The organism is Cystobacter fuscus (assembly GCF_044360685.1).
Classification (GTDB): domain Bacteria; phylum Myxococcota; class Myxococcia; order Myxococcales; family Myxococcaceae; genus Cystobacter; species Cystobacter fuscus_C.
This window is the reverse complement of the sequence record NZ_CP043491.1, coordinates 8,269,314-8,294,335: the sequence shown is the minus strand read 5'-3', so window position 1 is coordinate 8,294,335 and position 25,022 is coordinate 8,269,314. Positions and strand designations below refer to the sequence as shown.

General features: G+C 68.4%; 20 protein-coding genes. 8 read left to right on the top strand and 12 right to left on the bottom strand.

Going from position 1 to position 25,022, the window contains the following annotated elements; all coding sequences use genetic code 11:
* Positions 1-3: 3 nt before the first annotated feature.
* The 4 genes from F0U63_RS33865 to F0U63_RS33850 form a co-directional block, all read right to left on the bottom strand.
* Positions 4-966: a class I SAM-dependent DNA methyltransferase gene (locus F0U63_RS33865; RefSeq protein WP_395836429.1), complete on the bottom strand. Its 963-nt coding sequence runs from the start codon at positions 964-966 to the stop codon at positions 4-6.
* Positions 967-973: 7 nt separating this feature from the next.
* Complete coding sequence (locus F0U63_RS33860; protein ID WP_395836427.1) at positions 974-1,579, bottom strand: DUF2378 family protein; 606 nt, start codon at positions 1,577-1,579, stop codon at positions 974-976.
* Between the two features lie 98 nt (positions 1,580-1,677).
* A complete protein-coding gene (locus F0U63_RS33855; RefSeq protein WP_395836425.1) occupies positions 1,678-2,973 on the bottom strand; it encodes a M16 family metallopeptidase in 1,296 nt (431 codons plus the stop codon).
* Positions 2,970-4,511, bottom strand: a complete 1,542-nt coding sequence (locus F0U63_RS33850) for an ATP-binding protein (RefSeq protein ID WP_395836423.1) — start codon at positions 4,509-4,511, stop codon at positions 2,970-2,972. Before F0U63_RS33850 ends, F0U63_RS33855 begins: the two co-directional genes overlap by 4 nt.
* Before the next feature lie 191 nt (positions 4,512-4,702).
* Between F0U63_RS33850 and F0U63_RS33845 the strand changes: the two genes are divergently transcribed.
* Positions 4,703-6,178: a kelch repeat-containing protein gene (locus F0U63_RS33845; RefSeq protein WP_395836421.1), complete on the top strand. Its 1,476-nt coding sequence runs from the start codon at positions 4,703-4,705 to the stop codon at positions 6,176-6,178.
* A 48-nt stretch (positions 6,179-6,226) separates the two neighbouring features.
* Here F0U63_RS33845 and F0U63_RS33840 read toward each other — a convergent pair whose 3' ends face one another.
* The gene (locus F0U63_RS33840; protein ID WP_395836419.1) at positions 6,227-7,294 is read right to left on the bottom strand and encodes a cell envelope biogenesis protein TolA; all 1,068 of its coding nucleotides are present in this window, start codon (positions 7,292-7,294) and stop codon (positions 6,227-6,229) included.
* A 252-nt stretch (positions 7,295-7,546) separates the two neighbouring features.
* On the opposite strand from F0U63_RS33840, the gene F0U63_RS33835 reads away from it, so the two are divergent.
* The gene (locus F0U63_RS33835; protein ID WP_395836417.1) at positions 7,547-8,428 is read left to right on the top strand and encodes a 2-oxo acid dehydrogenase subunit E2; all 882 of its coding nucleotides are present in this window, start codon (positions 7,547-7,549) and stop codon (positions 8,426-8,428) included.
* Between the two features lie 32 nt (positions 8,429-8,460).
* Here F0U63_RS33835 and F0U63_RS33830 read toward each other — a convergent pair whose 3' ends face one another.
* Positions 8,461-9,408 carry a zinc metalloprotease HtpX gene (locus tag F0U63_RS33830; RefSeq protein ID WP_395836415.1) on the bottom strand — a complete coding sequence of 316 codons (948 nt, stop codon included), beginning with the start codon at positions 9,406-9,408 and terminating at the stop codon, positions 8,461-8,463.
* A 361-nt stretch (positions 9,409-9,769) separates the two neighbouring features.
* Between F0U63_RS33830 and fni the strand changes: the two genes are divergently transcribed.
* Genes fni through F0U63_RS33800 form a run of 6 tightly spaced genes read left to right on the top strand, consistent with a single transcriptional unit; the run spans position 9,770 to position 16,111 of the window.
* Positions 9,770-10,831 (top strand): type 2 isopentenyl-diphosphate Delta-isomerase, encoded by a 1,062-nt coding sequence (fni, locus tag F0U63_RS33825; RefSeq protein ID WP_395836413.1) that lies wholly within the window; start codon positions 9,770-9,772, stop codon positions 10,829-10,831.
* A gap of 29 nt (positions 10,832-10,860) precedes the next feature.
* On the top strand, positions 10,861-12,207 hold the full coding sequence (locus tag F0U63_RS33820; RefSeq protein WP_395836411.1) for a hydroxymethylglutaryl-CoA reductase, degradative: 1,347 nt from the start codon (positions 10,861-10,863) through the stop codon (positions 12,205-12,207).
* A 7-nt stretch (positions 12,208-12,214) separates the two neighbouring features.
* A complete protein-coding gene (mvk, locus tag F0U63_RS33815; RefSeq protein WP_395836409.1) occupies positions 12,215-13,165 on the top strand; it encodes a mevalonate kinase in 951 nt (316 codons plus the stop codon).
* On the top strand, positions 13,162-14,154 hold the full coding sequence (gene mvaD / locus F0U63_RS33810) for a diphosphomevalonate decarboxylase (protein WP_395836407.1): 993 nt from the start codon (positions 13,162-13,164) through the stop codon (positions 14,152-14,154). The genes mvk and mvaD overlap by 4 nt, the downstream gene beginning before the upstream one ends.
* Positions 14,154-15,233: a mevalonate kinase gene (locus tag F0U63_RS33805; RefSeq protein WP_395836405.1), complete on the top strand. Its 1,080-nt coding sequence runs from the start codon at positions 14,154-14,156 to the stop codon at positions 15,231-15,233. The genes mvaD and F0U63_RS33805 overlap by 1 nt, the downstream gene beginning before the upstream one ends.
* A gap of 44 nt (positions 15,234-15,277) precedes the next feature.
* Complete coding sequence (locus F0U63_RS33800; protein ID WP_395836403.1) at positions 15,278-16,111, top strand: DUF4846 domain-containing protein; 834 nt, start codon at positions 15,278-15,280, stop codon at positions 16,109-16,111.
* Between the two features lie 870 nt (positions 16,112-16,981).
* Here the strand turns inward: F0U63_RS33800 and F0U63_RS33795 are convergent.
* From F0U63_RS33795 to F0U63_RS33770, 6 genes are all read right to left on the bottom strand, one after another.
* Positions 16,982-18,925 (bottom strand): NERD domain-containing protein, encoded by a 1,944-nt coding sequence (locus F0U63_RS33795; protein ID WP_395836401.1) that lies wholly within the window; start codon positions 18,923-18,925, stop codon positions 16,982-16,984.
* Between the two features lie 291 nt (positions 18,926-19,216).
* Complete coding sequence (locus F0U63_RS33790) at positions 19,217-20,179, bottom strand: helix-turn-helix domain-containing protein (protein ID WP_395836399.1); 963 nt, start codon at positions 20,177-20,179, stop codon at positions 19,217-19,219.
* A gap of 1,435 nt (positions 20,180-21,614) precedes the next feature.
* On the bottom strand, positions 21,615-22,499 hold the full coding sequence (locus F0U63_RS33785; protein WP_395836397.1) for an alpha/beta fold hydrolase: 885 nt from the start codon (positions 22,497-22,499) through the stop codon (positions 21,615-21,617).
* A 628-nt stretch (positions 22,500-23,127) separates the two neighbouring features.
* The gene (locus F0U63_RS33780) at positions 23,128-23,886 is read right to left on the bottom strand and encodes a double-CXXCG motif protein (RefSeq protein ID WP_395836395.1); all 759 of its coding nucleotides are present in this window, start codon (positions 23,884-23,886) and stop codon (positions 23,128-23,130) included.
* A complete protein-coding gene (locus F0U63_RS33775) occupies positions 23,849-24,325 on the bottom strand; it encodes a DUF2380 domain-containing protein (RefSeq protein ID WP_395836393.1) in 477 nt (158 codons plus the stop codon). Before F0U63_RS33775 ends, F0U63_RS33780 begins: the two co-directional genes overlap by 38 nt.
* Before the next feature lie 92 nt (positions 24,326-24,417).
* Positions 24,418-24,888: an FHA domain-containing protein gene (locus F0U63_RS33770; protein ID WP_395836391.1), complete on the bottom strand. Its 471-nt coding sequence runs from the start codon at positions 24,886-24,888 to the stop codon at positions 24,418-24,420.
* Between the last annotated feature and the right edge of the window lie 134 nt (positions 24,889-25,022).

The window sequence follows — 25,022 nt, the reverse complement described above, 5'->3', positions numbered from 1 at the left end:
GCCTCACGCGTGGCCGAGCACCACCACGTGGCCGATGACGGGCTGGCCGGCCTGACGGCGCAGCGTGTCCTCGCGCTCCACCACCGGATGCAGGCCCGCCAGGTGGGCGCAGTGCCGGACGTAGTCGAGGTGGTGCGCGTAGCGCGCGCTCGGCTGGAGCCGGTAGCCGGGCTCGGTGCTCTTCTCCACGGTGAAGGCGAACAGGCCCCCGGGCGCGAGCCGCCGGGCCACCTGCGCGAAGAGCGGCTCCAGCGCGCCGAAGTAGACCAGCACGTCCACGGCGACGATGAGATCCGGGCACGCGGGGGAGGCGGCGAGCCGCGCGGTGATCTCTCCGGCATGCAGGGCGTCATACACGCCGCGCTCGCGGGCCTTGTCCAGCATGCCCGTGGACAGATCGATCCCCTCCAGGTTGCGGGCCAGGGGCTTGAGCAGCGGACCGGCGAGCCCCGTGCCGCAGCCCAGGTCCAGCACGTCGAGCCCCCGCCGGGCTCCGAGCGCGGTGAGCACCGCGTCCAGGAGCCGCTCGGGCGCGCGGTAGTCGAGGAAGCCCCGCAGGCTGTCATCGAAGGTGGGGGCGTAGAGATCGAACAGCGCGCTCACGTACGCGTCGGCCGAGCGCTCGGGCGGAGGAGAGCCCGTCTCCGCCGCCTCGAGGTAGGAGATGACCGTGTCGCGGGCGTGCTCGGGGACGCGCAGATCCTGGCAGCGCCGCTCCTGGAGCTGGCGGCGCAGGGGGCGTTCCTCGTCGCCGCGGCCCAGCTCGCGCAGCAGGGCGATGAGCGTCTTGAGCGCGTCCTTGTCCTCGGGCTGGTGCTCGAGCTGCTCGCGCAGGGCGGCCTCGGCGGCGAGCGGCTCGCGCCAGGAGCGCAGCACGTGGGCCGCGTAGCCGGGGGGGACGTCCCACGCCCCTTCGAATCCACAGGCTTCCAGGCGCGCGCGCCAGTCCACGGGGGAGGGCTTCATGGGGGGCTCAGTCCTTGCGGTGCAGGACGAAGACGGCGTGCTGGAGGCCGGACTGGTCCGGCTGATACTCGCCGGAGCGGAACGGCGCGCCGACGAGCGCCATCATCGCGTCCATGCTGCCGTTCATGAAGTGGGGCTCGATGCCGGACTGGTTGCCCAGCGCGGCGTGGAACTCGGGCAGCACCTCGAAGCGCAGCTCGAGCGCGCCCCCCTCCAGGAACCGGCTCTGGGCCGACAGGAAGTTGGTCCCCGATTGGAGCCCCCGGGTGATGCGTGACAGCGAGGACTGCCAACCGAGCATCCGGAAGAGCTGGAGCACGGCGCTGCCCATGGTGGTCCGTCCATAGGAGTCCGTGAGCGCGTAGCCGATACGGTAGCGCGCCTGAGCGCTGGGAAGGTGGGGGTGGAGGATCTCCGCGCAGACGCCGACGGTGGCGCGCCAGATGGGCACCGAATAGGCGACCAGCAGCGGTTGATCCATGTCGACGCCAATGGTCTTGAGGCGCTTGCGGGTGTCCGCGTCGAAGCGCTGCCTGCCGGTGAGCCGGAAGAGGGAATCCATCACCTGACTGAAGATGACGGGTTCTCGTGGGCCCTCGACCGCGTTCATCATGTGCCGCATCCCCCGATGGTCGGGCGTCATCGAGGGCGAGGGTATAGGGTGGCGGGGGATGGCCGCCAGCACGTGTGTTCGACGGGCCCCGCACATCGTCAAGTGGCGGATGGCAGGCCCTCGGCGCTCTCCACCACCTTCTCCAAGGCCTTGATTCCCTTGCGTTGGCCCACGGCCACCACGGTGAGGTTGTCCCGGGCGAAGTAGCGCCGCGCCACGTCGCGCACCTGGGTCGCGCTGGCCGCGTCCACCAGATCCGCGCGCAGGCCGAAGGATTCGGGACGCCGGAACAACTCGGTTCCCGCGAACCACCCGGAAAGCTCTCCCGGCGAGTCCTGGGAAAATTCCAGCAGCATGCGGTGCCGCCGCTTGGCGCGCGCCAGCTCCTCCTCGGCCACCGGAGACTGGGCCAGCTCGCCCAGGACGCGGAACATCTCGCCCACCACGAGCGAGGCCCGCTCCGGCGCGCTCGCGGCCTCGATCTCGAAGATGCCCGCGTCGTGGAAGGCCTCGAGCGAGGCGTGCACGGAGTAGGCGAGGCCCCGCTTCTCGACGATCTCGAAGGGCAGCCGCGAGGACAGCCCGTCATCGAGGAAGCGGCGCAGGAGCTGGAGCGCGGGCCAGTCCGGGTGGTGCTCGGGCACGGTGCGGAAGGACAGGCGGAACTCGGTCTGGGCCTCGTCGTGGGTGACGACGTGCAGGCGAGGGCCCCGAGGGGTGGGGGGCGGGGCGATGTCGAGGCTCTCGGGGCCCTGGGGCAGGCGCGCGAAGTGGCGCTCCACGAGCGCGAGCACCTCGTCGCGCTTGACCCGGCCCGCGGCGGACACCACGAGGTTGCCGGTGACGTAGTGGCGCGCGAAGTGCTCGAGCACCTGGGTATGGGTGAGGGCGGAGACGGACTCGCGCGTGCCGGCGATCTTGAAGGACAGGGGGTGGTCAGGGAAGAGCAGGCGCTTGGACAGGTTGTCGATGTCGATGTCGCGGCCCTTCTCGTCCACCTCGTCGAGCATCTCCTCGAGGATGATGCTGCGCTCCACCTCCATGTCGGTGAGGCGGGGGCGGGTGAGCATGTCGCCGAGGATGGCGAGGCCCACGTCCAGGTGCGCGGGGTGCAGGGGGGTGTAGTAGTAGCCGTGGTCGCGCGTGGTGACGCCGTTGAGGTTGCCGCCCACCTCCTCCACGGCGGAGTTCATCCGCACGGTGTCGGGCCAGCCCTCGCTGCCGCGGAAGAAGAGGTGCTCGAGGAAGTGGCTGACGCCGTTGCTGAGCACGGACTCGTGGCGGCTGCCGGTGCGCACGTACACGGCGAGCAGCGCGGTGTGCAGGTGCGGGGTCTCGACGGTGACGACGCGCAGGCCGTTGGGCAGCACGTCGCGGTGGTAGGTGAAGCTCATGCGCGGGGAAGCCTGACGAAGAAGGTCGTGCCCCGGCCGGGCTCGCTCTGACACGAGAGCTCCCCGCCGTGGGCCTTGAGGATCTGCTGGCAGACGGCGAGGCCGAGGCCCGTGCCGTCTTCCTTGGTGGTGAAGAAGGGTTCGAAGATGCGGGAGAGCACCGCCTCGGTCATGCCGCGGCCGGTGTCGCGCAGGGCGACCACCACGTCGCGTGCCTGCACCTGGGTGGCGATGGTGAGCCGGCCTCCGTCGAGCATGGCCTCGCGGGCGTTGCGCAAGAGGTTGAGGAACACCTGGCGCAGCTGGCCCTCGTCGGCGAGGGCGCGGGGTGGCTCGGGGGGCAGCTCGCGCACCACCTCCACGCCGGCGCGCTCCAGCTCCTCGCGGGAGAAGTCGAGCACGCTGGCGAGCACCTCGGTGACGTCGGTGGGCTCGAGGCTGGGCTGGGGTGGGCGGGCCATGCGCAGGTACTGCTCGGTGACTTCGGTGAGCCGGTCCACCTCGCGGGTGACGGCGGCGAGGATTTCGCGGGCCTCGCGGGCCTCGCCGGGCGAGTCGAAGGAGGCGTGCTCGAAGGCGTCCTGCATGAGCTCCACGTTGAGGCCGATGGAGGAGAGGGGATTGCGCACCTCGTGGGCGACCTGGGCGGAGATGCGGCCCACGGCGGCGAGCTGCTCGGCGCGCATGAGGGCCTCGGCCTGGGCCTTGAGCTGGGCCTCGCGTGCCTGGAGCGAGCGCGCCATGGCGTCGAATTCGCGGGCGAGCACCGCCACCTCGTCGTCGCCGCGCACGCCGAGCTGGGCGCTGTAGTCGCCGCGGCCGATGCGCGACACGCCCTCGATGAGGGTGCGCACCGGGCGCAGCGTGCGCGCCGACCAGGCGGTGGCGACCAGGCCCACGATGATGGCGAGCACGGACAGGGTGATGATGGCCAGGCCCGTGCGGCGCTCGCGGTCCTCGGCCCCGTCCACGCGCTCGCGGATGCGGTTGGTGAGGGCGGCGCGCAGGAAGCGGATGTCGCGGCCGATGGCGTTCTCCTGCTGGCGCAGCTCGGTGGCGGCGCGAGCCACCTCGTCCGCGGGGGGCGAGTCGCTGGCGAGCACCGTGAAGACGGCCTCCGCTGCCCGGCCGTAGGTGGGGTAGCGATGGGCCAGCTCGCCCAGGCGCGACTCCAGGTCCTGCACGAAGGGCACCTCGCCGGGGGGCGCCAGGGCGCGCACCTCGCGGGCCCGGGCGAGCGCGTCGTTCAGCCGCTCGGACATGAGCGAGGGGACATAGAGCCGGGCGAGCCGGATGAGGGCGCGCCGGGTCTCCGCGTTGCCTTCCTCCAACAGCCGCTCGGTGTCCTTCTCCTGATTGGTGTGGAAGGAGTCGAGCGCGGCGGCGTCCTGGGACAGCTGGAGGTAGCCCTGACTGACCAGACGGATCTCCAGTTGGTTGCGGTGCAGCTCGGCGACGCTGAACAGGGACACCGCGCCGAAGGTGACGAGCACCACCGCGTAGCCCAGGAAGATGCGGGTGGCGAGCGAGAGCTTCATCGGGAAGAGGGCCGCGTTGACCCTGGCCAGAGGCCATCGCTACGCTCGCGCCGGTCCGAGCGCAAGCCCTCTTTCGTCTGAGCCGGGGCCATCGGATCGCGAAAGGGTACCTCATGGGGCGGAGCAACAACCGGTGGGACTTGACCGCTGGGAGGAGCGTCGGGCGGGGAAGGGGACGGCGGCTGGGTTGGATGGCGTTGACCGTCGCGGCGTTGGGCGTGCTGGGCGGGTGTGAGACGCGTCCTCCCGTGGAGCTGCGCACCGAGGCGTGCTCGGGGACTCCGGCCCTGGAGGGCGTCTCCTACCTGCGCTGGCGCGTCACCGGTGAGGGGATGCAGCCTCGCGAACACTTCACCACCGTGGAGGTGGGCGCGGCGGGCGTCCCCGCCATTCCCTCGGGAAAGGGCCGGGTGGTGGAGGTGCGGGGGTACACGGCCATGCCGCGGCAGGGCGGACGGGTGGTCGCGGTGGGGCGCTCGCACCCCTTCGAGGTGCCGGGGGGCGGCGAGGCGCCAGCGGTGGCCATCGCCCTGCGCCGGGTGGGGGAGTTCGTGCGGCCGAGGCTGGCCCAGGGCTGCGCGGGACTGGGCGAGGCGCGCGCGGGACACACGGCGACGCTGCTGGAGGACGGACGGGTGTTGCTGGCCGGGGGCGTGCGGCTCGGCGCGGACGGGAGGCCCGCCACGGTGTCCGCGGTGGAGGTGTTCGAGCCGGCCACGGGAGCCCTGGAGCGCGTGCCCTCGTTGGACTCGGCCCGGGCCTTCCACACGGCGACGCGGCTGCCGGGAGGCAAGGTGCTGCTGGTGGGCGGCGAGGAGACACCCGAAGGCACGCGGCTGGCGGGCGCCCGGGTGCTGGATGTGAAGGCGGGCACGTCGACGCCCGTGGAGGGCCTGCGGGCGCGTGGCCACCATGCCGCGGCGGCGGATGCGAGTGGGCGGGTGCTGGTGGTGGGGGGCGTGGGGGTGAACGGCGAGGTCGTGTCCGAGGCGGAGGGGTATGACGCCGCGACGGGCCGGAGCTTCCAGGTGGGCACGCCGGTGCGGCGGGTGGGCATGGGGGTGAGCGCGGTGGGAGACGGGCGGCGCATCGCCGTGGTGGGTGGCTCGGATGGGACGGCGTTGGTGCCGGAGGTGCTGTTCTTCTCGTACCAGGGGGACACCTTCGTCGCGGAGGACACGGGCGAGCGGCTGCGCGAGCCCCGGCGTGACGCGGCGCTCGTGCCCTTTGGCGGACCCGGGCGGTTGCTGTACGTGGGGGGCCAGTCCTCCCCGGGGGCAGCGATGACGGACACGCTGTTGGCCTCCTCGCAGATCGTGTCTCCGGATGCGGCCTCGCGTCAGGGCCAGGGCCCCCAGATCTTCGCCCGGAGCGAGCCGTGCGCGGTGGCCCTCCAGGATGGGCGGGTGCTGACGCTGGGCGGATGGGGCAACGCGGACGTGGGCGAGCTCGTGAGCAACGCCCATGGGGAGCTGTTCGTGCCCGGAGCGCAAGGGGGAGCGGCGGGATTGCTCGGGCTGCCCGATCTGGAGCGGTCGCGGCACCAGCACACGTGCACGGCGCTGGAGGATGGCTCGGTGCTCATCGCGGGCGGGCTGGAGGAGGATGGCGTCCAGCGCACGACGCTGGATGACCTGCTCCTCTACATGCCCGTGCCGCTGGACTGACAGCGGGTGCCCCCTTCCGGATGCGGAAGGGGGACACCGGGGCGGCGACTACGGCGTGGCCGGCTTCTCTTCAGCGGAGTCGGTCGCGGCGGGCTGTCCGGAGGAGTCACCCGACGCTGGGGCGGCGGCCTCGGGGGCCGGGGCGGCGGCCTGCTGCTGAGCGGCCTCGGCGGCGGCGCGGGCCCGGGCGGCCTCCTCCACCTTCCGATCGCTGGCGGCCATCTCGTCCGGCGTCAGCTCGGTGCGATCGGCCAGCATGCCCGTCTTCTTCTCGAGATCCTTGATGGCCCGGCGCAGCAGATCCCGCTCGAGCAGCGTGCGGTTGAGCCGCTTCTCCAGCGCCTTGAACTTGTCCTTCACCAGCTCCAGCTCGCTCTTGCTGGCGGCGAAGATGCGCTGCTGCGAGTCGGCGCGGCCCCGCACGCGCTTGAGCTCGCGCTCCAGCTCCGCGGCCCGGCCGCGCTCCTTGTTCGCCGTGGCCTCCAGCCGCTCCATCTTCTCGCGGTCGGCGTCGTTCAGCTCGCGGTAGCGGCGGGGCGCCTTCTCGGCGGTGGCCTCGGCCGCGGCGGCGGGCACCACGGTCGTGGACACGGCCACCACCGGCTCATGCGCCTGGGCGGGAGCGGAGATCGGCTGCGAGGGAGCGGTCGTGATGGGCGCGGGAGCGGGTGCCGGCGCGGGAGCGGCGTTGCGGCGGCCACCACGGCCCATCTCCAGCTCCGAGCGCAACCGGGCGATCTCCGTCTGGGCATCGGCCAGCTCGCCCCGGACCACCTCGAGCTGCAGGGACGCGTTGCGCTCTACCTCGGCGCGCGCCCGGGTCAGCTCCTTCTCGCCCTTCTCCGACTCGCGCTGCTCGTAGTTCTTGCGCTTGGCCTGCTTGAGCTGCTCCTTCAGGTCCTGGAGCTGGGCGCGCTGCTCGTCCAGTTCCTTGCGCTTGCGATCCAGGTCCGACTCCAGACGCGCACGCACCTTGGCATCCGACTCCGCCAGCTCACCCCTGGGCTTGTTGGCCTGGGGAGCGGCGATGGCCGGGGCGCCCGTGGGGCGGAAGAGCAGCAGGCCGAGCGTGATCAGGAAGCCCGCTGAGACGACGATGAGGAGTGCTACCAGCACGAGGGTGACCTCCGGGGATAATGCAAAAAGCGGCGCAGCCTAGCGTCAGAAGGCGGGACGTCAATAGATGTCGTGGGTTGTCCTTCCGGGCATGAACCTGGCGCTACCCCGCTCGCATCCCCCTGGAGGCAGCGGGCGAGGGGGGCGGATGACGCGGTGCGGCTCGGGTCGGGAAGGGGGGCGGGGGGTTTTGCCGGGGAGCGGAACACGCGATGCTGGAGGACCGCCTCTTCGTGAAGGAACCCCTGTCTCATGGCTCACCTGGAGCTCATTCCCAAGGACAACATCTCGAGCTTCCGCAAGCTCGCCATCGGAAGCTGGAAGACCGCGTACGACCCGACCGTGTACGGGACGATGACGCTGCGGATGGAGAAGGCGTTGGCCTACATCGAGGCCTTCCGCCAGAAGACGGGCATCCGCCTCACCGTCACGCACCTGCTGGCACGTGCCATGGCCGAGGCCCTGCGCCGCTGCCCCGAGGCCAATGCCATCCTGCGCTTCAACAAGATCTACCTGCGCAAGCGCATCACCATCTCCATGCTGGTGGTGCAGACGGACGGCGGCAAGGTGGACCTCACCTCGGCGAAGATCGACGACGCGGAGCGCAAGACCCTGCGGGAGATCGCCACCGAGATGGAGATCGCGGTGCAGCGGGTGCGCCAGCGCAAGGACACCATGATGGAGAAGGGCAAGGGCACGGTGCAGAAGGTGCCCTACATGCTGCTCAACCTCTTCACCTGGATGATGTCCTTCTTCATGTACACGCTGAACTGGAACATGACGTGGGCGGGCATGCCCTACGACGCGTTCGGCTCGGCCATCCTCACCAACGTGGGCTCGCTGGGCCTGGACACGGCGTACGTGCCGCTCGTGCCCTACAGCCGCGTGCCCATCCTCATCGCGCCGGGCGCGGTGAAGGACGCCCCCGTGGTGGAGAACGGCCAGGTGGTGGCGGGCAAGATCATGAACGTGAACGCCACGTTCGATCACCGCTTCATCGACGGCTTCCACGCGAGCATCCTCTCCACCACGCTGCGCGAGATGATGGAGGATCCCTTCAAGCACTTCGACTCGCTCGACGAGGTGCCGGCCGAGGGCGTGCAGGCTCCCGCGACCCAGACGGCCGCGGGGTAGGGCCCCTTCCCGGAGGAAGGAGCCCCTCGGGCCTACGCCCAGACGCTGCGCCAGGCGCGCGGCGAGCGCGGGGTGAGGGCGCTCATCTCGCGCAGGCGGCGCACGCGCTCGGGGATGGGCGGGTGCGTGGAGAACAACCCCATGATGGCGCCGCCGGACAGCGGGTTGACGATGAACAGGTGCGAGGTGGCTGGCGCCCGGTCATAGGGCATCAGCTCCGCGCCGCGCTCCAGCTTCAGCAACGCGTCCGCCAGCGCATCCGGATCTCCACAGAGCTGGGCGCCCGTGGCGTCCGCGCCGTACTCGCGCGAGCGGCTCACCGCGAGCTGCAGCAGCGTGGCGGCGATGGGCGCCACGAGCAGCACGCCCAGGTTGCCGAGCGTGTGGGCGAGCCCGTCCTCGTCATCGTCGCGGCTGAGCAGCGAGCCGCCGAAGAAGAAGAGCATCTGCGCCGCGTAGCTGATGACGCCCGCGAGCGTGGCCGCCACGGTGCCGATGAGCGTGTCGCGGTTCTTCACGTGCGCCAGCTCGTGCGCGAGCACGCCCTCCAGCTCGCGCTGATCCAGGATGTCCATGAGGCCCGCCGTCACCGCCACCGCGGCGTGCTCCGGATTGCGGCCCGTGGCGAACGCATTGGGCGTGCGGGTGGGCAACAGGTAGATGGCCGGCTTGGGCATGCCCGCGCGCGCGGCGAGCCGCTCGACCATGGCATGCAGCCAGGGCGCCTCGGCGTAGTCCAGCGGCTGCGCCCCGTGCATGGCCAGGGCGATGCGGTCGCTGAACCAGTACGAGGTGAAGTTCATCACCACGACGAAGAAGCCCGCCACGATGAGCCCCTGGGGTCCTCCCAGGCGCTCGCCCACCACGAGCAGGAGCGCGGTGAGTCCGGCCAGCAGCACCGTCGTCTTCAACGCGTTGCCCAGCCGGTGGCCCCATCCGCCACCGCCCGTGCCCATCGGGGGCAACGACGTGTTTCGCATCTCTCCAGCACGCATGATGTGGCCTCGTCTTTCCTTTCCCTGGACTGAAGGGGTCTCGAAAGAACGTAAACAGGCGACAGGACGCGTCAAATCGGGGGAAAGGCGAGAGGGAAGTGAAAACCCACCTGGCCTTCGAGCGCTCCGCTTCCCGCCCGCCCCTCGTTCCGCCGGGCGCGGAACCACTCCCCGTGGCCCGGGGGTTTCACAGGACGGCGTACCTTTCCCCTCCTGCCCCGGGGGGCCGTGGCGTGCACGTCGCTTGCGCCTGCCTGCCCGCCTTGGTAGGGATTCGAGGTCCAGGATAGGCTTGGCGTAATTGTATTTTTTTCAGACCATGGTTCCAAATGAGGGCAGGCGGCACGTGACGGACGAGGAGGCGACAGCGAAGCGCAAGGACGCCCACCTCGATCTGTGTGCGACCGGGGACGTCGAGCCGTTGGGAAACAGCACGTTGTTGGAGGACGTGCGGTTGGTGCACTGCGCGATGCCGGAGCTCTCGGTGGACGAGGTCAACCTCACCACGGAGTTCCTGGGCAAGACGGTGCGCTACCCTCTGCTCATCACGGGGATGACGGGCGGTACGGAGCGGGCCGGGGTGGTGAACCGGGACCTGGCCCTGCTGGCCGAGCGGCACGGGTTGGCCTTTGGCGTGGGCAGTCAGCGCGCCATGGCGGAGAACCCCCAGGCCGCCGAGTCCTTCCAGGTGCGCAAGGTGGCGCCCACGGTGCCGTTGCTCGGCAACATCGGGCTGTACCAGGCCGTGCGCATGGGCGTGGACGGGGTGCGCAGGCTGGCGGACGCCATTGGCGCCGACGGTCTGGCGCTGCACCTCAACGCCGGGCAGGAGCTCACCCAGCCCGAGGGCGACCGGGACTTCCGCGGCGGCTATCAGATCGTGGAGCAGCTCGTGCGGGCCTTTGGCGCGCGGCTGCTGGTGAAGGAAACGGGGTGCGGCATCGGCCCCGACGTGGCGCGCCGGTTGGTGGAGCTGGGCGTGCGCAACCTGGACGTGTCGGGTCTGGGGGGCACGTCCTGGGTGCGCGTGGAGCAGCTGCGCGCCGAGGGCATCCAGGCCCAGGTGGGCGCCGAGTACTCCACCTGGGGCATCCCCACCGCGGCGGCCATCGCCTCGGTGCGCCGTGCCGTGGGCCCCGGGCCCCGGTTGGTGGCCTCGGGTGGACTGCGCACGGGTCTGGACGCGGCCAAGGTGATCGCCCTGGGCGCGGATCTGGCCGGCATGGCCCTGCCCCTGTTCCGGGCGCAGCAGACCGGTGGCGTGGAGGGGGCCGAGAAGGCTCTCGCCGTCATCCTGTCGTCGCTGCGGCAGGCATTCGTCCTCACGGGCAGCGCGAGCTGTGCGGACCTCCAACGTAAACCCCGAATCATCGGGGGGCAGTTGAAGGACTGGCTCGCGACGCTGTAGGAATCTGTTGGGTTTCGCGCGAATGCCGCGTGGAGAAGAGAAAACGAATGTCTGACATGTTGACGTCCCGGCTGGCGGGTTTCCACAAGCTCTCGATGGTGGCGCGGCACGAGAAGCTCGCCGAGATGCTGAACCTGACCGAGGAGGACCTGGCGCAGCTGCAGGGCATCAGCGCGCTGCAGCCGGGTCTGGCCAACCAGATGATCGAGAACGCGGTGGGCACGTTCTCGTTGCCGCTCGGGCTCGGGCTCAACCTCCAGGTCAACGGCAAGGACTACCTGGTGCCCATGGCGGTGGAGGAGCCGTCGGTGGTGGCGGCGGTGTCGTTCGCGTCGAAGATCGTCCGCGAGGCGGGCGGCTTCACCGCGGAGACCGACGAGCCCATCATGATCGGCCAGGTGCAGCTCACGCGCTATGGCGATCCCACCGAGGCGACGCAGAAGATCCTCGCGGCGCGCGAGGCCATCCTGGCGCTGGCCAACAGCTTCCACCCCTCGATGGTCAAGCGCGGCGGCGGGTGCAAGGACATCGAGGTGCGCGTGCTCCCGGCCCCCGAGGGTCCGCGGGGCGAGCCGCTGCTCGTGGTGCACCTGGTCATCGACACCCAGGACGCCATGGGGGCCAACCTCATCAACACCATGGCCGAGGGCGTGGCGCCGCTCATCGAGCAGCTCACCGGCGGCAAGGTGTACCTGCGCATCCTGTCGAACCTGGCGGACCGGCGGCTGGCGCGTGCCATGTGCCGCATCCCGCTGGAGGCGCTCTCGGACTTCGACATGCCCGGCGCGACCATCGCCGAGGGCATCTACCAGGCCAGCCGCTTCGCCCTGGCGGATCCGTACCGGGCGGCCACGCACAACAAGGGCATCATGAATGGCATCGACTCGGTGGCGATCGCCACCGGTCAGGACTGGCGCGCCATCGAGGCGGGCGCGCATGCCTTCGCGTGCCGGGACGGGCAGTACCGGCCGTTGTCGACGTGGCACGTGGAGGGCGGCCACCTGGTGGGCCGCATCGAGCTGCCCATGGCGCTGGGCACGGTGGGCGGTCCCATCAAGGTCCACCCGGGCGTGCAGATCGCCATGAAGCTGGTGAACTGCTCGTCCGCGCGCGAGCTGTCCATGGTGTTCGCCGCGGTGGGACTGGCGCAGAACTTCGCGGCGGTGCGGGCGCTGGGCTCCATCGGCATCCAGAAGGGCCACATGGCGCTGCATGCGCGGTGCGTGGCGGTGACGGCCGGCGCGCGCGGAGACTGGGTGGAGAAGATCGCCGAGCTGTTGGTGACCGCGGGCCACGTGAAGGTGGAGAAGGCGCGAGAGCTGATCGCCTCCCTGTCGGAAGAGGACTTCCGCGCCGCCACGGGCACCGAGGGCTGAAAGACAAATGGACTCGAACAACACATTGGTGGGTTTTGGTGCCGGCAAGGTCATCCTCCTGGGCGAGCACAGCGTGGTGTACGGCTACCCGGCGCTGGCGGGGCCGCTGTCGCGCGGCGTGACGGCCCGGGGTGAGACGTCCAACAAGTGCCAGCTCGTCATTCCCGATGCCCTGACGCCCGAGCAGCGCAAGGTGCTCAAGGCCGCCTTCGGCCGGGCCATGGCCGCGTGCGATGAGCCGGGAGTCCGGGTGTCGTTCAACACGGACCTGCCCCTGTCCATGGGCCTGGGCAGCTCCGGCGCGCTGTCGGTGGCGTGCGCGCGCGTGCTGTTGCAGGCCGCGGGGCGCAAGGCCTCGGCGATGGACGTGGCCAACGTGGCCTGGGAGATGGAGCAGGAGTTCCACGGCACCCCGTCCGGCGTGGATCACACCACGAGCGCCATGGAGCAGCTCATCCTCTACCGCCGCAAGCCGGGGGCCGAGTCGGGCCGCTCGAAGGTGGTGGAGAGCCCCAAGCCCGTGCGGCTGGTGGTGGTGATGGCCGGCGCGCGCAGCCCCACGAAGACGACGGTGGGCGCGCTGCGTGAGCGCCAGAAGCGTTGGAGCGAGCGCTACCAGCGCGTCTTCCGGGAGATTGGCCTGTTGGCCTCCGAGGGCGCCGAGGCGGTGGAGGAGGGCGACCTGGAGGCGCTGGGCGACGTGATGAACGTCAACCACGGCCTGCTCTCGGCGCTGGGCCTGTCCTCGCCGGGCCTGGACGACATGGTGCACCGGCTGCGCAGCATGGGCGCGCTGGGCGCCAAGCTCACGGGCGCGGGCGGAGACGGCGGGGCCGTCATCGGCCTGTTCCACGACACGGCGCCCGCGGTGCACGAGCTCACGCGCCTGGGCTTCCGCTGCTTCGACAGCCAGCTCGCGGGACCGCGGGAAGAGGGCGCGACCCGAGGCGCGGCATGAAGGCGACCGCCCTCGCGCATCCCAACCTCGCGCTGGTGAAGTACTGGGGCAAGCGGGATGACGCGCTCATCCTGCCCCATCAATCGAGCCTGTCCCTGACGCTCTCGCCCCTGTCGGTGCGCACCACGGTGGCCTTCGGGGTGGGCAACGCCGACGCGGTGGAGCTCAACGGCTACGTGGCCAAGGGCAGCGAGCGGGACCGGGTCCTGCGCGTGCTGGACACGGTGCGCGCCGAGGCGAAGGAGCGCTCGCTCGGCCCGGCGCGGATGGTGTCGCGCGGGGACTTCCCGGCGTCGGCGGGACTGGCGAGCAGCGCGGCGGGCTTCGCGGCTCTGGCGGTGGCGGCGCGCGCGGCCGCGGGGCTGCCGGCGGACCCCCGGGCGTCGAGCCTCCTGGCGCGGCTGGGCAGCGGCTCGGCGTGCCGCAGCGTGCAGGGAGGCCTGTGCGAGTGGATGCGCGGCGAGCGCCCGGACGGCTCGGACAGCTACGCGGTGCAGCGCTTCGACGAGAAGCACTGGCCGGAGCTGCGCATGGTGGTGGCCATCGTCAGCCGCGACGAGAAGGAAGTGAAGTCGCGCGACGGCATGAAGAACGCCGTGGAGACGAGCCCCTACTACGCGGCGTGGGTGAAGGACGCCGAGGCCGAGGTGGTGCGCGCGCGCGACTACATCGCCCGGAAGGATCTCCAGGCGCTGGGGGACATGTGCGAGCGCAACGCGTGGCGGATGCATGCCACGTCGCTCGCGGCGGATCCTCCGCTCTGCTACCTCATGCCGGGCACGCTGGCGCTCATCCACTCGCTGCGCGAGCAGCGCAAGAAGGGCGTGCCAGTGTGGTTCACCCTGGATGCGGGTCCCAACCCGTGCATCCTGACGGACGCGGCGCACGAGGTGGCGGCCGAGGCGCTCGCTCGGGCCTGTGGCGCCACCGAGGTGGTGCGGTGCGTGCCGGGCGGGGACGCGCGGCTGCTCACGGAGCACCTGTTCTGATGGAGCGCGCCCTCTCGGCCCCGGGGAAGTTGTTCGTGTCCGGCGAGTACGCCGTGCTGTGGGGAGGCCTGTCGCGCGTGGCGGCGGTGGGCCCTCGCACGGCGGCGCTGGTGCGGCGGCGGGCCGACTCCCAGGTGCACATCTGCCTGGAGGAAGGGACGCTGGCGGGGCGGACGACGCCTCGGGGCGTGAAGTGGGAGCGCGAGGTGCCCCCGGGCTTCTCCTTCGTGGCGCGCACGCTGGACGAGGCGCTGCGGCTGCACGGGCGCGAGTCGGTGGGCTTCGATCTGGCGCTGGCGCCCTCGGCGGTGGGCCCCAACGGGCTCAAGCTGGGCATGGGCGGCAGCGCGTGCGCCACGGTGCTGGCGGCCGACGCGGTGCGCTTCGTCCTGGAGGAGCGCTTCGACGCGCTGAAGCTGGCGCTCGTGACGCACGCGGCGGCCCAGGGCGGCAAGGGCAGCGGCGGCGACGTGGCCACGAGCCATGCGGGCGGCGTGGTGCGCTACCGGCGTTACGAAGTCTCTGGGCTCATCGAGGCGTCGAGCGCCGGGGGCTACCGCGCGGCGGTGGATGCGTCGCCTGCGGTGGACGTGTGGCGGCTGCCCACGCCCCGGGTATCCCTGGGCTATGCCTTCACGGGGGAGAGCGCGTCCACGCGCGTGCTCATCTCCCAGGTGGAGGCGAAGTGGGGCGAGCAGGGCCGCCGCTCCTTCGTGGATCGCTCGGACGCGCTGGGCCAGGAAATCGAAGAGGGGCTCGCGGGCGGTGACTTCCGCTCCTTCTCCGAGGCCGTGCGCGAGCAACACGCGCTGCTGCAGGAGCTGGGTCCGCTGGAGACCGAGCCGATGAAGCGGGTGCTGGGTCTGGCCGCGTCCTATGGGTGCGCGGGCAAGCAATCCGGAGCCGGGGGAGGGGATGGGTGCATCCTGTTCGCCCCGGACGCCGAGCAGCGCGCGGCGCTGTTGGAGGGCATCCGCGCGCGGGGCTTCCACACGTTGGAGCTCACCGTGGAGCCCGGAGTGCGCAGCGAGGCCGTGGCGGATTCCCGGTTGCGCGCCTGGCTCGACGCCTGTTCTTGAACCGAGAGGGCCCCATGCGCCGCTCACCCATGTGGAGACTCCCCGTGAGTGCCCTGTTGCTGGGGGCTTGCCTCGCCGGGGCGTCCGAGCCTCGCGCGCCCACCCGGCAGGAGCGGGCCCGCTACCCCTGGCTGTCCGCGGACAGTTCCATCCGTCCGCTCGCCGAGGCCCTGCCGCCTCCCGAGGGTTACACGCGCGTCGCGCTCGAGGAGGGCTCCTTCGGCGCCTGGCTGCGGGGTCTACCGCTGAGGCCGGAGGGCACCCCGGTCCTCGACTTCCAGGGGCGGACCATCCTGCCCGCGAAGAATGACTCCCTCGCCGCGGTGGCCGAGCTGGACGTGGGACGGGCGGATTTGCAGCAATGCGCGGACTCCCTCATCCGCCTGCACGCCGAGTGGCTCTGGTCCCGTGGCGACAAGGAGCGCATCGCCTACCGCTTCACGAATGGAGACCTCGCCTCCTGGCCGCGCTACGCCCAGGGCGAGCGTGCTCGCGTGTCCGGCTCGAAGGTGACGTGGGAGAAGCGCGGGCCGGTGGATGGCTCGCGTGCCGCGTTCCAGAAGTACCTGGACCTGGTGTTCACCTACGCGGGCACGCTGTCCCTGGCCGCCGGAAAGCGGCGGCCCTCGCGCGAGGACGTGCGCCCGGGAGACTTCTTCGTGCTGGGCGGCAGTCCGGGCCACACGGTGATGGTGCTGGACGTGGCGCGCGATGCCGAGGGCCGGCGCGTGGCGTTGCTCGGCCAGGGCTTCACGCCCGCGCAGGACTTCCACGTGCTGTCCCCAGGCGACGGGGGGCCCTGGTTCTCACTGGAGGGTGACACGGTGGCGACGCCCTTCTGGGCTCCCTTCCCCTGGTCTTCCCTGCGCCGGTGGTGAGCGGCGCCCACGCCTCGGCTCGGGACAGCTACGTGGACCTCATGTCTGTTTGTTCCAGTCCTTGATGAACTCGACGAGCTTGCCGTTTCAACGTCTGCCCATGGTTGAATGCGGCTCATAAAAACCCCTCTGGGGAATTCCCTGCGTCCCGGATTGCGGAGGCCACGCGGTGAGAATCCATGAGGCTCTCGCACGGGCATCACGATTCACTGCGCCTCTCTGGAGAACGGCCAGGGATGAAGGCAGAGAAGATGCCAGGTTGATGACTTCGAGGACTACTTCGGAAACCGACTCGAATATGCCCCACTCGCCATTGCTTCCTTCACGACGCGCGATGAAGCACGGGCATGGCTGGAGGGCCTCACGGAGCCTCCCAGTCCCGCTCGGCGCGCGATTCTGGAGCACCTGAGCCTGGCCCCGGCAGGTGCGAGGCTGGCCCCGGCGCACGGGCTCTCCAATCCGCGTGGTGTTGAAGCTCAAGCCGCCAGCGCCAACAGAGCCAGGCGCCTGCCGCGCACCTCATGGGAGGGTGGCCTGGGCCGGCGTGTACCCCAAGGGGCAACGCGGCTTCTCCACCCGCCTGGCTCACTGCTCGGGCGGGCCCCCGTCAGCGGCCCTCCTCGCCACCTCCGCTCCAGGCCGCCTCCTCTCAACAGGTCTCCTATACGTCCTATACTTTCCTTCATCGGCTCCTTCCTGGCCGCTACCTCAAGCCTCGCGCTCGCCTCCTCCTCACCTGCTTGAGGGAGAGGGAGCCCTGACTTCTCGAGGTTGATGGAGGAGCGACATGGGGCCGAATGAAGCAGTCCCTTGCTGACACGCGACTGACGGCTCTGGCCGGAACTCAAAGCGGTGCGAGCGTGGTGTTGCTTACCCTCGTTCCGGCAAGCGATAGGTCAAGGGAGGCGTCGCGCCGCCGGGTGAAGCGATGTGCGTCTTGAAGAACGACTCGTATTTTCCACCCTTCACATCGAAGACGACGAGGTTCTTCTGCGCCCGAGTGATTCCCGTGTAGACCATCTCCGCGCTGTCATCGGGTCGCAGGATGCAGAAGATGGTCTCGGACTGGTGACCCTTGAAGCTGTGCGTGGTGGAGAGTTTTATCAGGCCTGAGTGTTGCGCGAAGACCAGCTTTTTGAGTCTGCGGATCTTCTCGATTAGTTCCTGCCGCTCCTCCTCCGTGAGGCGTGGGGAGAGAGTATCGAGCTCGGCCTGCGTTTCGAACATCACCCTCGTTCTCTCTTCGCTCATCAGCTCTTCGTTGATCGGGATGAGGTAATTGACCTCCGAGCAGATGATGGAGACGTCGTCTGGGTGGAGGCTGTGCTTCTTGATGTAGTCCCGAATTCGGCGGCACACGTGCTCAGGGACGTAGCTTTCGCCGTAACTCTCGTAGAACAGCAAGTCGAGGCTCATACCTCCCTGCGCAGGAGCAGAATCAAAGATCTCCGCGTCCGGGTTCGTTGTGGCGAGGTACTGCTCTTGAAAGCGCTTGAACAATTGGATGAGGCGCGTATCGAGGCCACCGCGGTACGACTTGGTCAGCTTCTTCCAGCGCCCGAATCCCTTGAACATGGGCGGTTCACGCAGACTGCCATCTCTCTTGTAGATGTTCTGGTTCTGATCCGCGAAGAGCACCATTTCGCCATCGTGTTCGTCCAGAAACACGTCGTGGATAAGCTTGATCCATTCCGGATCGAAGTCCTGTGCTTCGTCTACGAGGATCGTCTTGAACTTGCGAATGGGACCGGAGGCGAGTTGCCGGGCGAGAACGCCCATCTCTTCGGGGTCGTGGCGCTCCAAGATCGGCCTCTCTTCGAGGACGATCCCCAGTTCGTCCAGTTGGGCTCTGACGAATGCGTGGAAGTGGGTGATGCCGAAATCGTTGTCGGCGCCCTTTCCCTGCTGGCGGCTGATGGTGTCTCGGATGAAGTGCCGCAGGGTAATGTTGAAGGAGAGGATCAGGACTTGCCCGTCATGACGAGCATGGGCGTTGATTGCCCGTTGCGCCAGGATCGAGGTCTTGCCACATCCGGCCACACCCTTAATTTTCGAGAGCCCCGGCGTGCTGATGGTCAGGGCATGTTGCTTGCTGTCGAAGCGCACCGGTTGTCCTTGTTTTAGCACGTGACTGGGCGGTGCCAGCCTCCGCTTGAACTCCTCGTAGATTTCATCGGTGAAAAGGACGTCCGGCTTCATCTTGGAGAGCTTGCTGACCTTTGCGTGCAGTCGATCCCGGGCCCAAGACATGTTTAGGTCGCGGTCCAGCTTTTTCAGCTTGCGCGACAGCCGCTCGAACGCATCCTCGTAATTGGAGTGGGTGGTGTTTGCCCGGTCGCGGTTCAATTCGTTTCTGCGGGCTCTCAACTCCTGCCGGGCCGGTTGATAGAGCCGTTCGAGTTCCGCCTGGGTCTGCTTGTGGAAGTAAACGTAGGGAGTGATGACACGATAGAAGAGGCTGTTAGTGATCTTCTTAAGGCCGAGTGAGGGAAGATGCAGATTGAATAGGTTGGTCTTGTAGCGGTATGCCTGCTGCTGTGGGGCTATCTTTGGTGCGTCTCCGTAATGCCACTTATTGTTTGTGTCGATCCGGTAGTGCACGAGGTTCCAGTCCTTGACCTCGATGATTGCGGCTCCGCGGTTCTTCTTGAGGACGATGACATCCGGTCGGTCACCGTCCAGGAAGGGGTTGAAGAACACCTCGTGTGTGTCGTCCAGATGCTCGGCCAGTTGAGAGAGCAAGAAGAGCTCTCCCGCAGTGGGAGGCGTGGTCAGTCTCTGGATGTTCTCGAAGGAGGGGAAGAAGAGCGCCATGTCAGTGCCTCCAGCATACTGTGATGAGAGTCCCGTCCTTGGCGACGACGACGTACACGTTCCGATAGCGCTCGAAGCGCCTGGCCTCGCGCCCCAGGTATCGGGCGAACCTGCGCCAGCTCCGCTTTGAGAAGGCGTACGACGAAGCACCTGTCCCCGCATCGCTGCGGTCGCCCCAGTCTATCAGCGCATCGACTATGAACTGCGGGATGCAGCGTTGCTGGGTCCGTACGGCAGCGTGCCGGGAGAACGTCGGCGCAGGCCGTCCACTTGCATGGCTTTCGTGTCGCATCACGAGTTCTCCTCTCTATCGGACGGCGACTTCGTGGTCGTCCAGGGGCCGAGCTTGGCCAGAACGGCTCGAAATTCGGCGTGCGAAGCCCGCTCCCTTTCCTCGAACTCGGACTTGGCGGCAGCCACCCGGTCCCGCATCCATTGCAGCCGCTGCTCGGCCTTGTCATTACTGCGGAGTTCGGCAGGCACCTCGTGGACGCCCATCCATCCTTCTTCTAGCGCGGTTGCCAAGTCTTCATCGCCACCCGCGAAGGCCAGGGCTACCTCCCGGCAAACGGAGTAGGAGGGACCACACTCCCAGTCACTGATACCGCCCATCTCGCCGGTCCGCGCGAACCATTCCTTGATGTGAGCTTCGAGCGGATTCCACTGGCCGACTTGGTCAACGTCCTTGGGGAGCTGCGGCGGTTGAATGTCGGGGTCATCCATCTGGCGGCCGAAGATGTCCCTGATGCGAATCGACCGAGCCTCGGCGTGCTCGAATCGCTCCGCCGCGTCGCTATAGGTGCTCGGCAGCGTCCCGCTCGCCAAGCGCGCAGCATGGAGGGCGGAGAGTCTCTCAGCCCGCTTGCGAAGGCTGTCCTCCGCGACCATCACGAACAGCAGTGGGGCCAGTTCGACGATGGTGGAAGGGTTGATTCGGTAGCGCCGCGACACGAACGAAAGGGCATTGCGGTCCCGGTTCCCGAGATTGAAAGAGACCTGCGACCTGTCCTTCGGCTCGCGCGCAGGCTTGTCGGGCACCGGATCCGATTCGACTGCGAGCTCCTCCTCCTTCACGTTGAGCGCCTTGGCGAGTTCGCGGAGGACGTTGGCGCGGGTTTTGCGCTTCGGAGGGGCCGCGCTCTCGATCCGGTAGATCGTGCTCTTGTTGACGGAAGACGTCGCCGCCAGTTCCTCCATGCTCAGGCTTCGCTTCGTACGCCAGTGCTTCAGTCGCCGTGGATTGATGTTGGGCATGTGCTCTCCTTTGTGGGGCCGTTATGCCCACGCCGAGAGGTCGCGTCCGTATGCATATTGGTGCTTCTGCGTACAAGATGGAGGACAAAGTTGCCAAGTATAGGCACAAGTTGAGCAAAAACGCATATGTGGGGTGCTTAAGGTCGGCTCGGGCGCGCTGCCGAGTCCGAAATCGCGACGGGTACAGGGCCACGGACGGGTGCCGCTGGAGCTGTGCACCGGGCTGGTGACAGGCCGTGCAGCCGCGTGGGCAGTTCCAGGTGCTCCAAAATGGCGCGAGCCTCCCGGGGGCCATGATGTGAGTCGAGCGCTCGCCGGCCACGAGGGGCTCCGCGGATCGAGGACGATCACCCAGCCGCAGGGGGATCGCACGGCTCCGGGGCGACACCGGAGGGAACTTGACGAGATAGTGGCGTCGGGCGGAGCTTACGAATTGTCGGCCTACCGGCTGGACTGGCGTGTCATCCATCGGGAGACTGGGCACATCCTCCTCGTCTCCGAGGGGCTCTCGGACCCCTTCATCGCCCGTATGGAGCCCTCGGTGGGCTTTGGTTTGGAGCTCGCCCTGGAGACGGAGGAGACGGAGCTTCCCCTCGATGCCATCGGGCGAAGCTGGCCTACCTGCTGCTGGAGCGAGTCTCCAGGATGGTGGTGGCCCATGAGCACGTGCGCGAGGGGGCGAAGGCGGGCCTCCTCGCGCTGGAGGTGGACGGGAAGGGCCTGCCCGAGTCCCTCGTTACCCCGGAGGGCCGGGTGGGCGTGATGCTGGGCCAGGAGTCGCGCACGCTGCCGAGGCAGTTTCCCACGCCTTTCGGCGACGTCCGGCTCGTCACCGTCAAGGCCCTGCTGCCCGCGGAGCTGGAGTACGTGTCGAAGCGTGGCGCGGAAGGTGCGGCCGAGCTGGTGCGGCGCTTCGCTGAAAACGGGGAGGAGCACGTCTCGCGCGCCAACCCGAGAGGGTGTCCCCGAGAGGGTGTCAAAGAACTTGAGCCAGGGGAGGTGTCAAAGGACTCGTTCCGACACCTCGTCTCCACCCCCTTCCTGGACACCCTTCCTCAGCCTACGAATCGTCTGACACCCTTCCTGCCCTTCCTGGGGGGAAGCTCCGAGAAGGTGTCAAAGGACTCGAAACCCGAGAAGATGTCGAAGGTGTCTGTCAAAGGACTCGAAACGAGGGACTTGAGCGAGAACGGAACTCGGCGGAGAAGGGGCACCGACCGCTCTTCAAGTCTTTCCGAGGACCTGGCGTTGGCCCACCAGGTGCATCGGCCCGGCGGTGGGCTTGCCCCGGTTACGTGGCTCTCCCTCAGTTTGTGTGCATCCCCCGGCATTCGGCTGGCCGCACGAGAGAAGCTTGCCTGCCCGCATCAGGTGGAGCACATGAAGTGCGGGAGAGCCACTGAACTGGGGCAGGCTCATGGTGCCGGGCCGCCGCCTACGGGCGCAGGAACCTGGCGATGTGCGCGGCAGCGGCGTCGGCCGAGGCTGGCTCATTCCACATGCGATGGGTGGCCCCGGCGAGCTCGATCCACCTTCCATGCTTGACGTTGCACGTGAACGCCATCGCGGCCTGCTGGAAGGCCGAGTCCGCGGCACTCGTGTCGACACCGAGAGCGGACGGAAGCGTGGGCAGGCTGAAGTCGCGGGTGAGGAGCAGCGCCTTCTTTACCGCCGGCCAGGTCTCCGTCACATCGAACTGGGTGTAGGCGGTGAGCCCGGTAATGTACTCGTCGTACGTCATGCTCGAGGAAGACGGATCGAAGAACAGGGCTTCGAGCTCGATCACACTGTAGGGCCCGGCAGGCAAGCCGAAGGCGTTGTCCGGGAGGAACTGGATGGGTGGCACCTGGCCAAGCGAAATCTGCCCGTCATCGAGAAGCACCACCTTGTTGAGTGTCCGGGTCGGATGGGCGCGCTCGAAGGCCAGCGCCTGCAGCGCACCAGCCGAGTGTCCCGCCAGATACGCCTTGAGGATCCCCTCCTGATTCAGGAAGGCGAGGATGACCTTGTTCATCAGGTCGACGATGTCGGTCCTGACGGCATGGCCCGACTGGCCTTGGTTGAGCGGGTCGATGGAGAGGACCGCGTAGTCCGCGAACAACTCCCGGTGGAAGATCGAGTCCCCGGTGCTCCCCGGGTCGCCGTAGCCGGGGATGTAGATGATCGTCTTCTGCTTGCCGTGATTCCAGTACACACCGTGGAACGAGATGCCCTCCTGCTCCACCCAGACGCTTCGGGTGGGAACCTGTGCCCTGGCTGGTGCTGCTCCGAGGAAGAGCACGGCGGCGAGAACACTCAACACCCATGACCCCATTCTCATGCTGTTCACCTGGCTATCCTTTGCCGGCGGAAAAAGGACGAGCTCCCGTCCGCCGATACGCCCAGATGGCGGTTGCCGCGTGACCTGTCAACTCCGAACACCCCCAAGACGGCCCAGCCCAGGCCCAAGACGGTGCCAAAGGACTCGTTCCGACACCTCGTCTCCACCCCCTTCCTGGACACCCTTCCTCAGCCTACGAATTGTCTGACACCCTTCCTGCTCTTCACCGGGCTGGAACTGTTACGGCGTGTAGCGTCCCTGGTACCTCCGCCTCGGGCAAACCTCACGAGGTTCCACGGCGTCTTTGCTCCAGGCGCGCAACTGCGGCCATTTCTGGTCCCCCAAGTGGGAGCGGAGGAGGCGAGCGTGGCGCCCCAGGCAGCGGCCAGCAAGGAGCCGATAAAGGAGAAGACGCCGCGAGGAGACTGGGCCGAGTGGCTCAGGAGGACGTTCGACTTCGATGTGTTCGCGTGCTTGAGGTGTGGAGGCGGGCGGCGGGTGTTGGCGTACGAGAAGGGAGAAGGAGGGGTGAGAGCGATTCTGGAGCACCTGGGGTTGCCCACGGCGAGTGCGCACCTGGCCCGCTTGGGCTCCACCCTCGCTGGAGGGAGCTTGATGAGTGGTGTTCTCAGCGCACTGGGAGCGGCGCGAAGGCGAGACCATCCAGCCCCAGGCGTTGGCAGGCTTCGACGAAGCGCTTGGTGCAGACCACCACCGTGGGGAAGTCCTCCAGGCGGAAAAGGTCCAGCTCGGTGGGGAGCGTAGTGGCGTCCAGGAGGATGTCCTTGGGGAGTGGAATGCCCCGGCGATGACAGCGAGGGCAGGGGGGCTTGCGGTCCGGCGGAAGGCAGTCAGGATGCACGCGTCCATTGGGGATGAGTTCCAGTTCGAGCAGCTCGGGAGGATTGCGCTGACGAAAGCGCACTTCCATCCGGCACCCCTTGAGTCCGCGCAGGGGCTCGGACTGAAGCTGCTCGTACGCCTCGCGGCGAATCAGGATCAAGAAAGAGTAGTTGGAGACGAACTGCCCGAAACGACCCTGTGCCCTACCCACGAGCGGCCCGAATGCCGCACCAGGTTCCAATTGGGCTCCCGGCGGCAACAGCGGACGGACCAGTTCACCCAGCCGCTCATACTCCTCGATGGGCTCGGTACGAGCTTCCTCGAAGTCAGCCAGCGCAATCACTGGCGTCAGATCCACGGAGGGATATACCTTGGCCCCTCCACTCCAGGTGGACTTGCACACGGGGCAGTAAATGCCAGGAAGCCCCCAACGATGGGCAGCATCAACGAAGCCTGTATAGCCCGCCGCTCTGTCTTCCTTCATCCTGAAGTAATTCATGGCATCCTTATCGATCCTGGCAATAATAAGCGACAAGAGGGCCATTGACGCCAAGCCGGTCCATGAGTTCGAATGCGAAGCGCCACATTTCTACTTGATTGGCGTCGGGGTGCTCTTCTCGAAACTGTCGCCATGCGTCGTTCCACTGTCCGCCTCTGGGCCCGCCGCTGTGCAACCAGTCGTGCCAGGGAATCTCGAAGACGGGATCGCTGTCGAATGGCGCGACGAGCGGACGACCCCACCAGCGCGTGGGCGACGCGGGAGGGCGCAGGGTCAGCGTTCCCCGGGTCAGGAGGATGGAAGGGGCGTCCGCCAGTTCCAGATCCCGGCAGCGCCAGAGCACACAGTGCTCTTCCTCACACAGCGGCACCACGCAGCTCGCGTCCTCGCGGGCTTCTTCCCACGAATCAACAGCCTCCCATGGCCCCTCGTCCCCCTGAACAGCGGGAGCCGAAGAGGCACACGCGGTCAGCAGCAGACACAAGAGAGCAGCGCCCCTCATGGCGTGCGGGAAACACATGTATCCCATCCTACAACGTTACGAGCATCCTCAGCACACCTGTGCCGGAGACGGTGTCAAAGGACTCGAAACGGCGCCGCGAGCGAGGTCAGGGCCATGGCCTCTTCCAGTTCCCGAGGCGAGAACGGCGGGCGGCCCGTGTGGCGTCCGAGGTACACGACGGACAGCGGCGCCGTGCCTCCGCGCAGGGGCAGCACCAGGGCGTAGGTGGGGCGCAGGGCGACGACACTGGGGGCGCCGACCAGCGCCGCGTCCGAGGCCACCTCCGGCGAGGAGCCCGCGACGGCCGGGGCCGCTTCGGAGGAGAGCAGGGTGAGGGTGACGCGCCCCAGCTCCACGCGCTTGTTGCGCACGCGCACCTCGCAGCCCCTGGCCGTGGCGGACACCGTCCAGCCTCGCGCGTCCTGGATGAGCAGCGCATGGCTGGGCTTCACCCCCGGCTCCCGGAGGACGACGCCACAAGCGGAGTCGGCGCCCACGGACACCACCGGTTTCTCCAGGGGAACGTGGCGGCCCAGGAGCGGCATGAGTGTCTGGAAATCCTACTCAGCCGGACGCCTACGCATAGTGCTTCACACCCCTGCGGTCTGCCGCCTGGGCAGGCGCGTACCCCAAGGGGGCTCTGCGCGGCCTGTCCAACGGCCCGGCGCCGCGGGAGGAC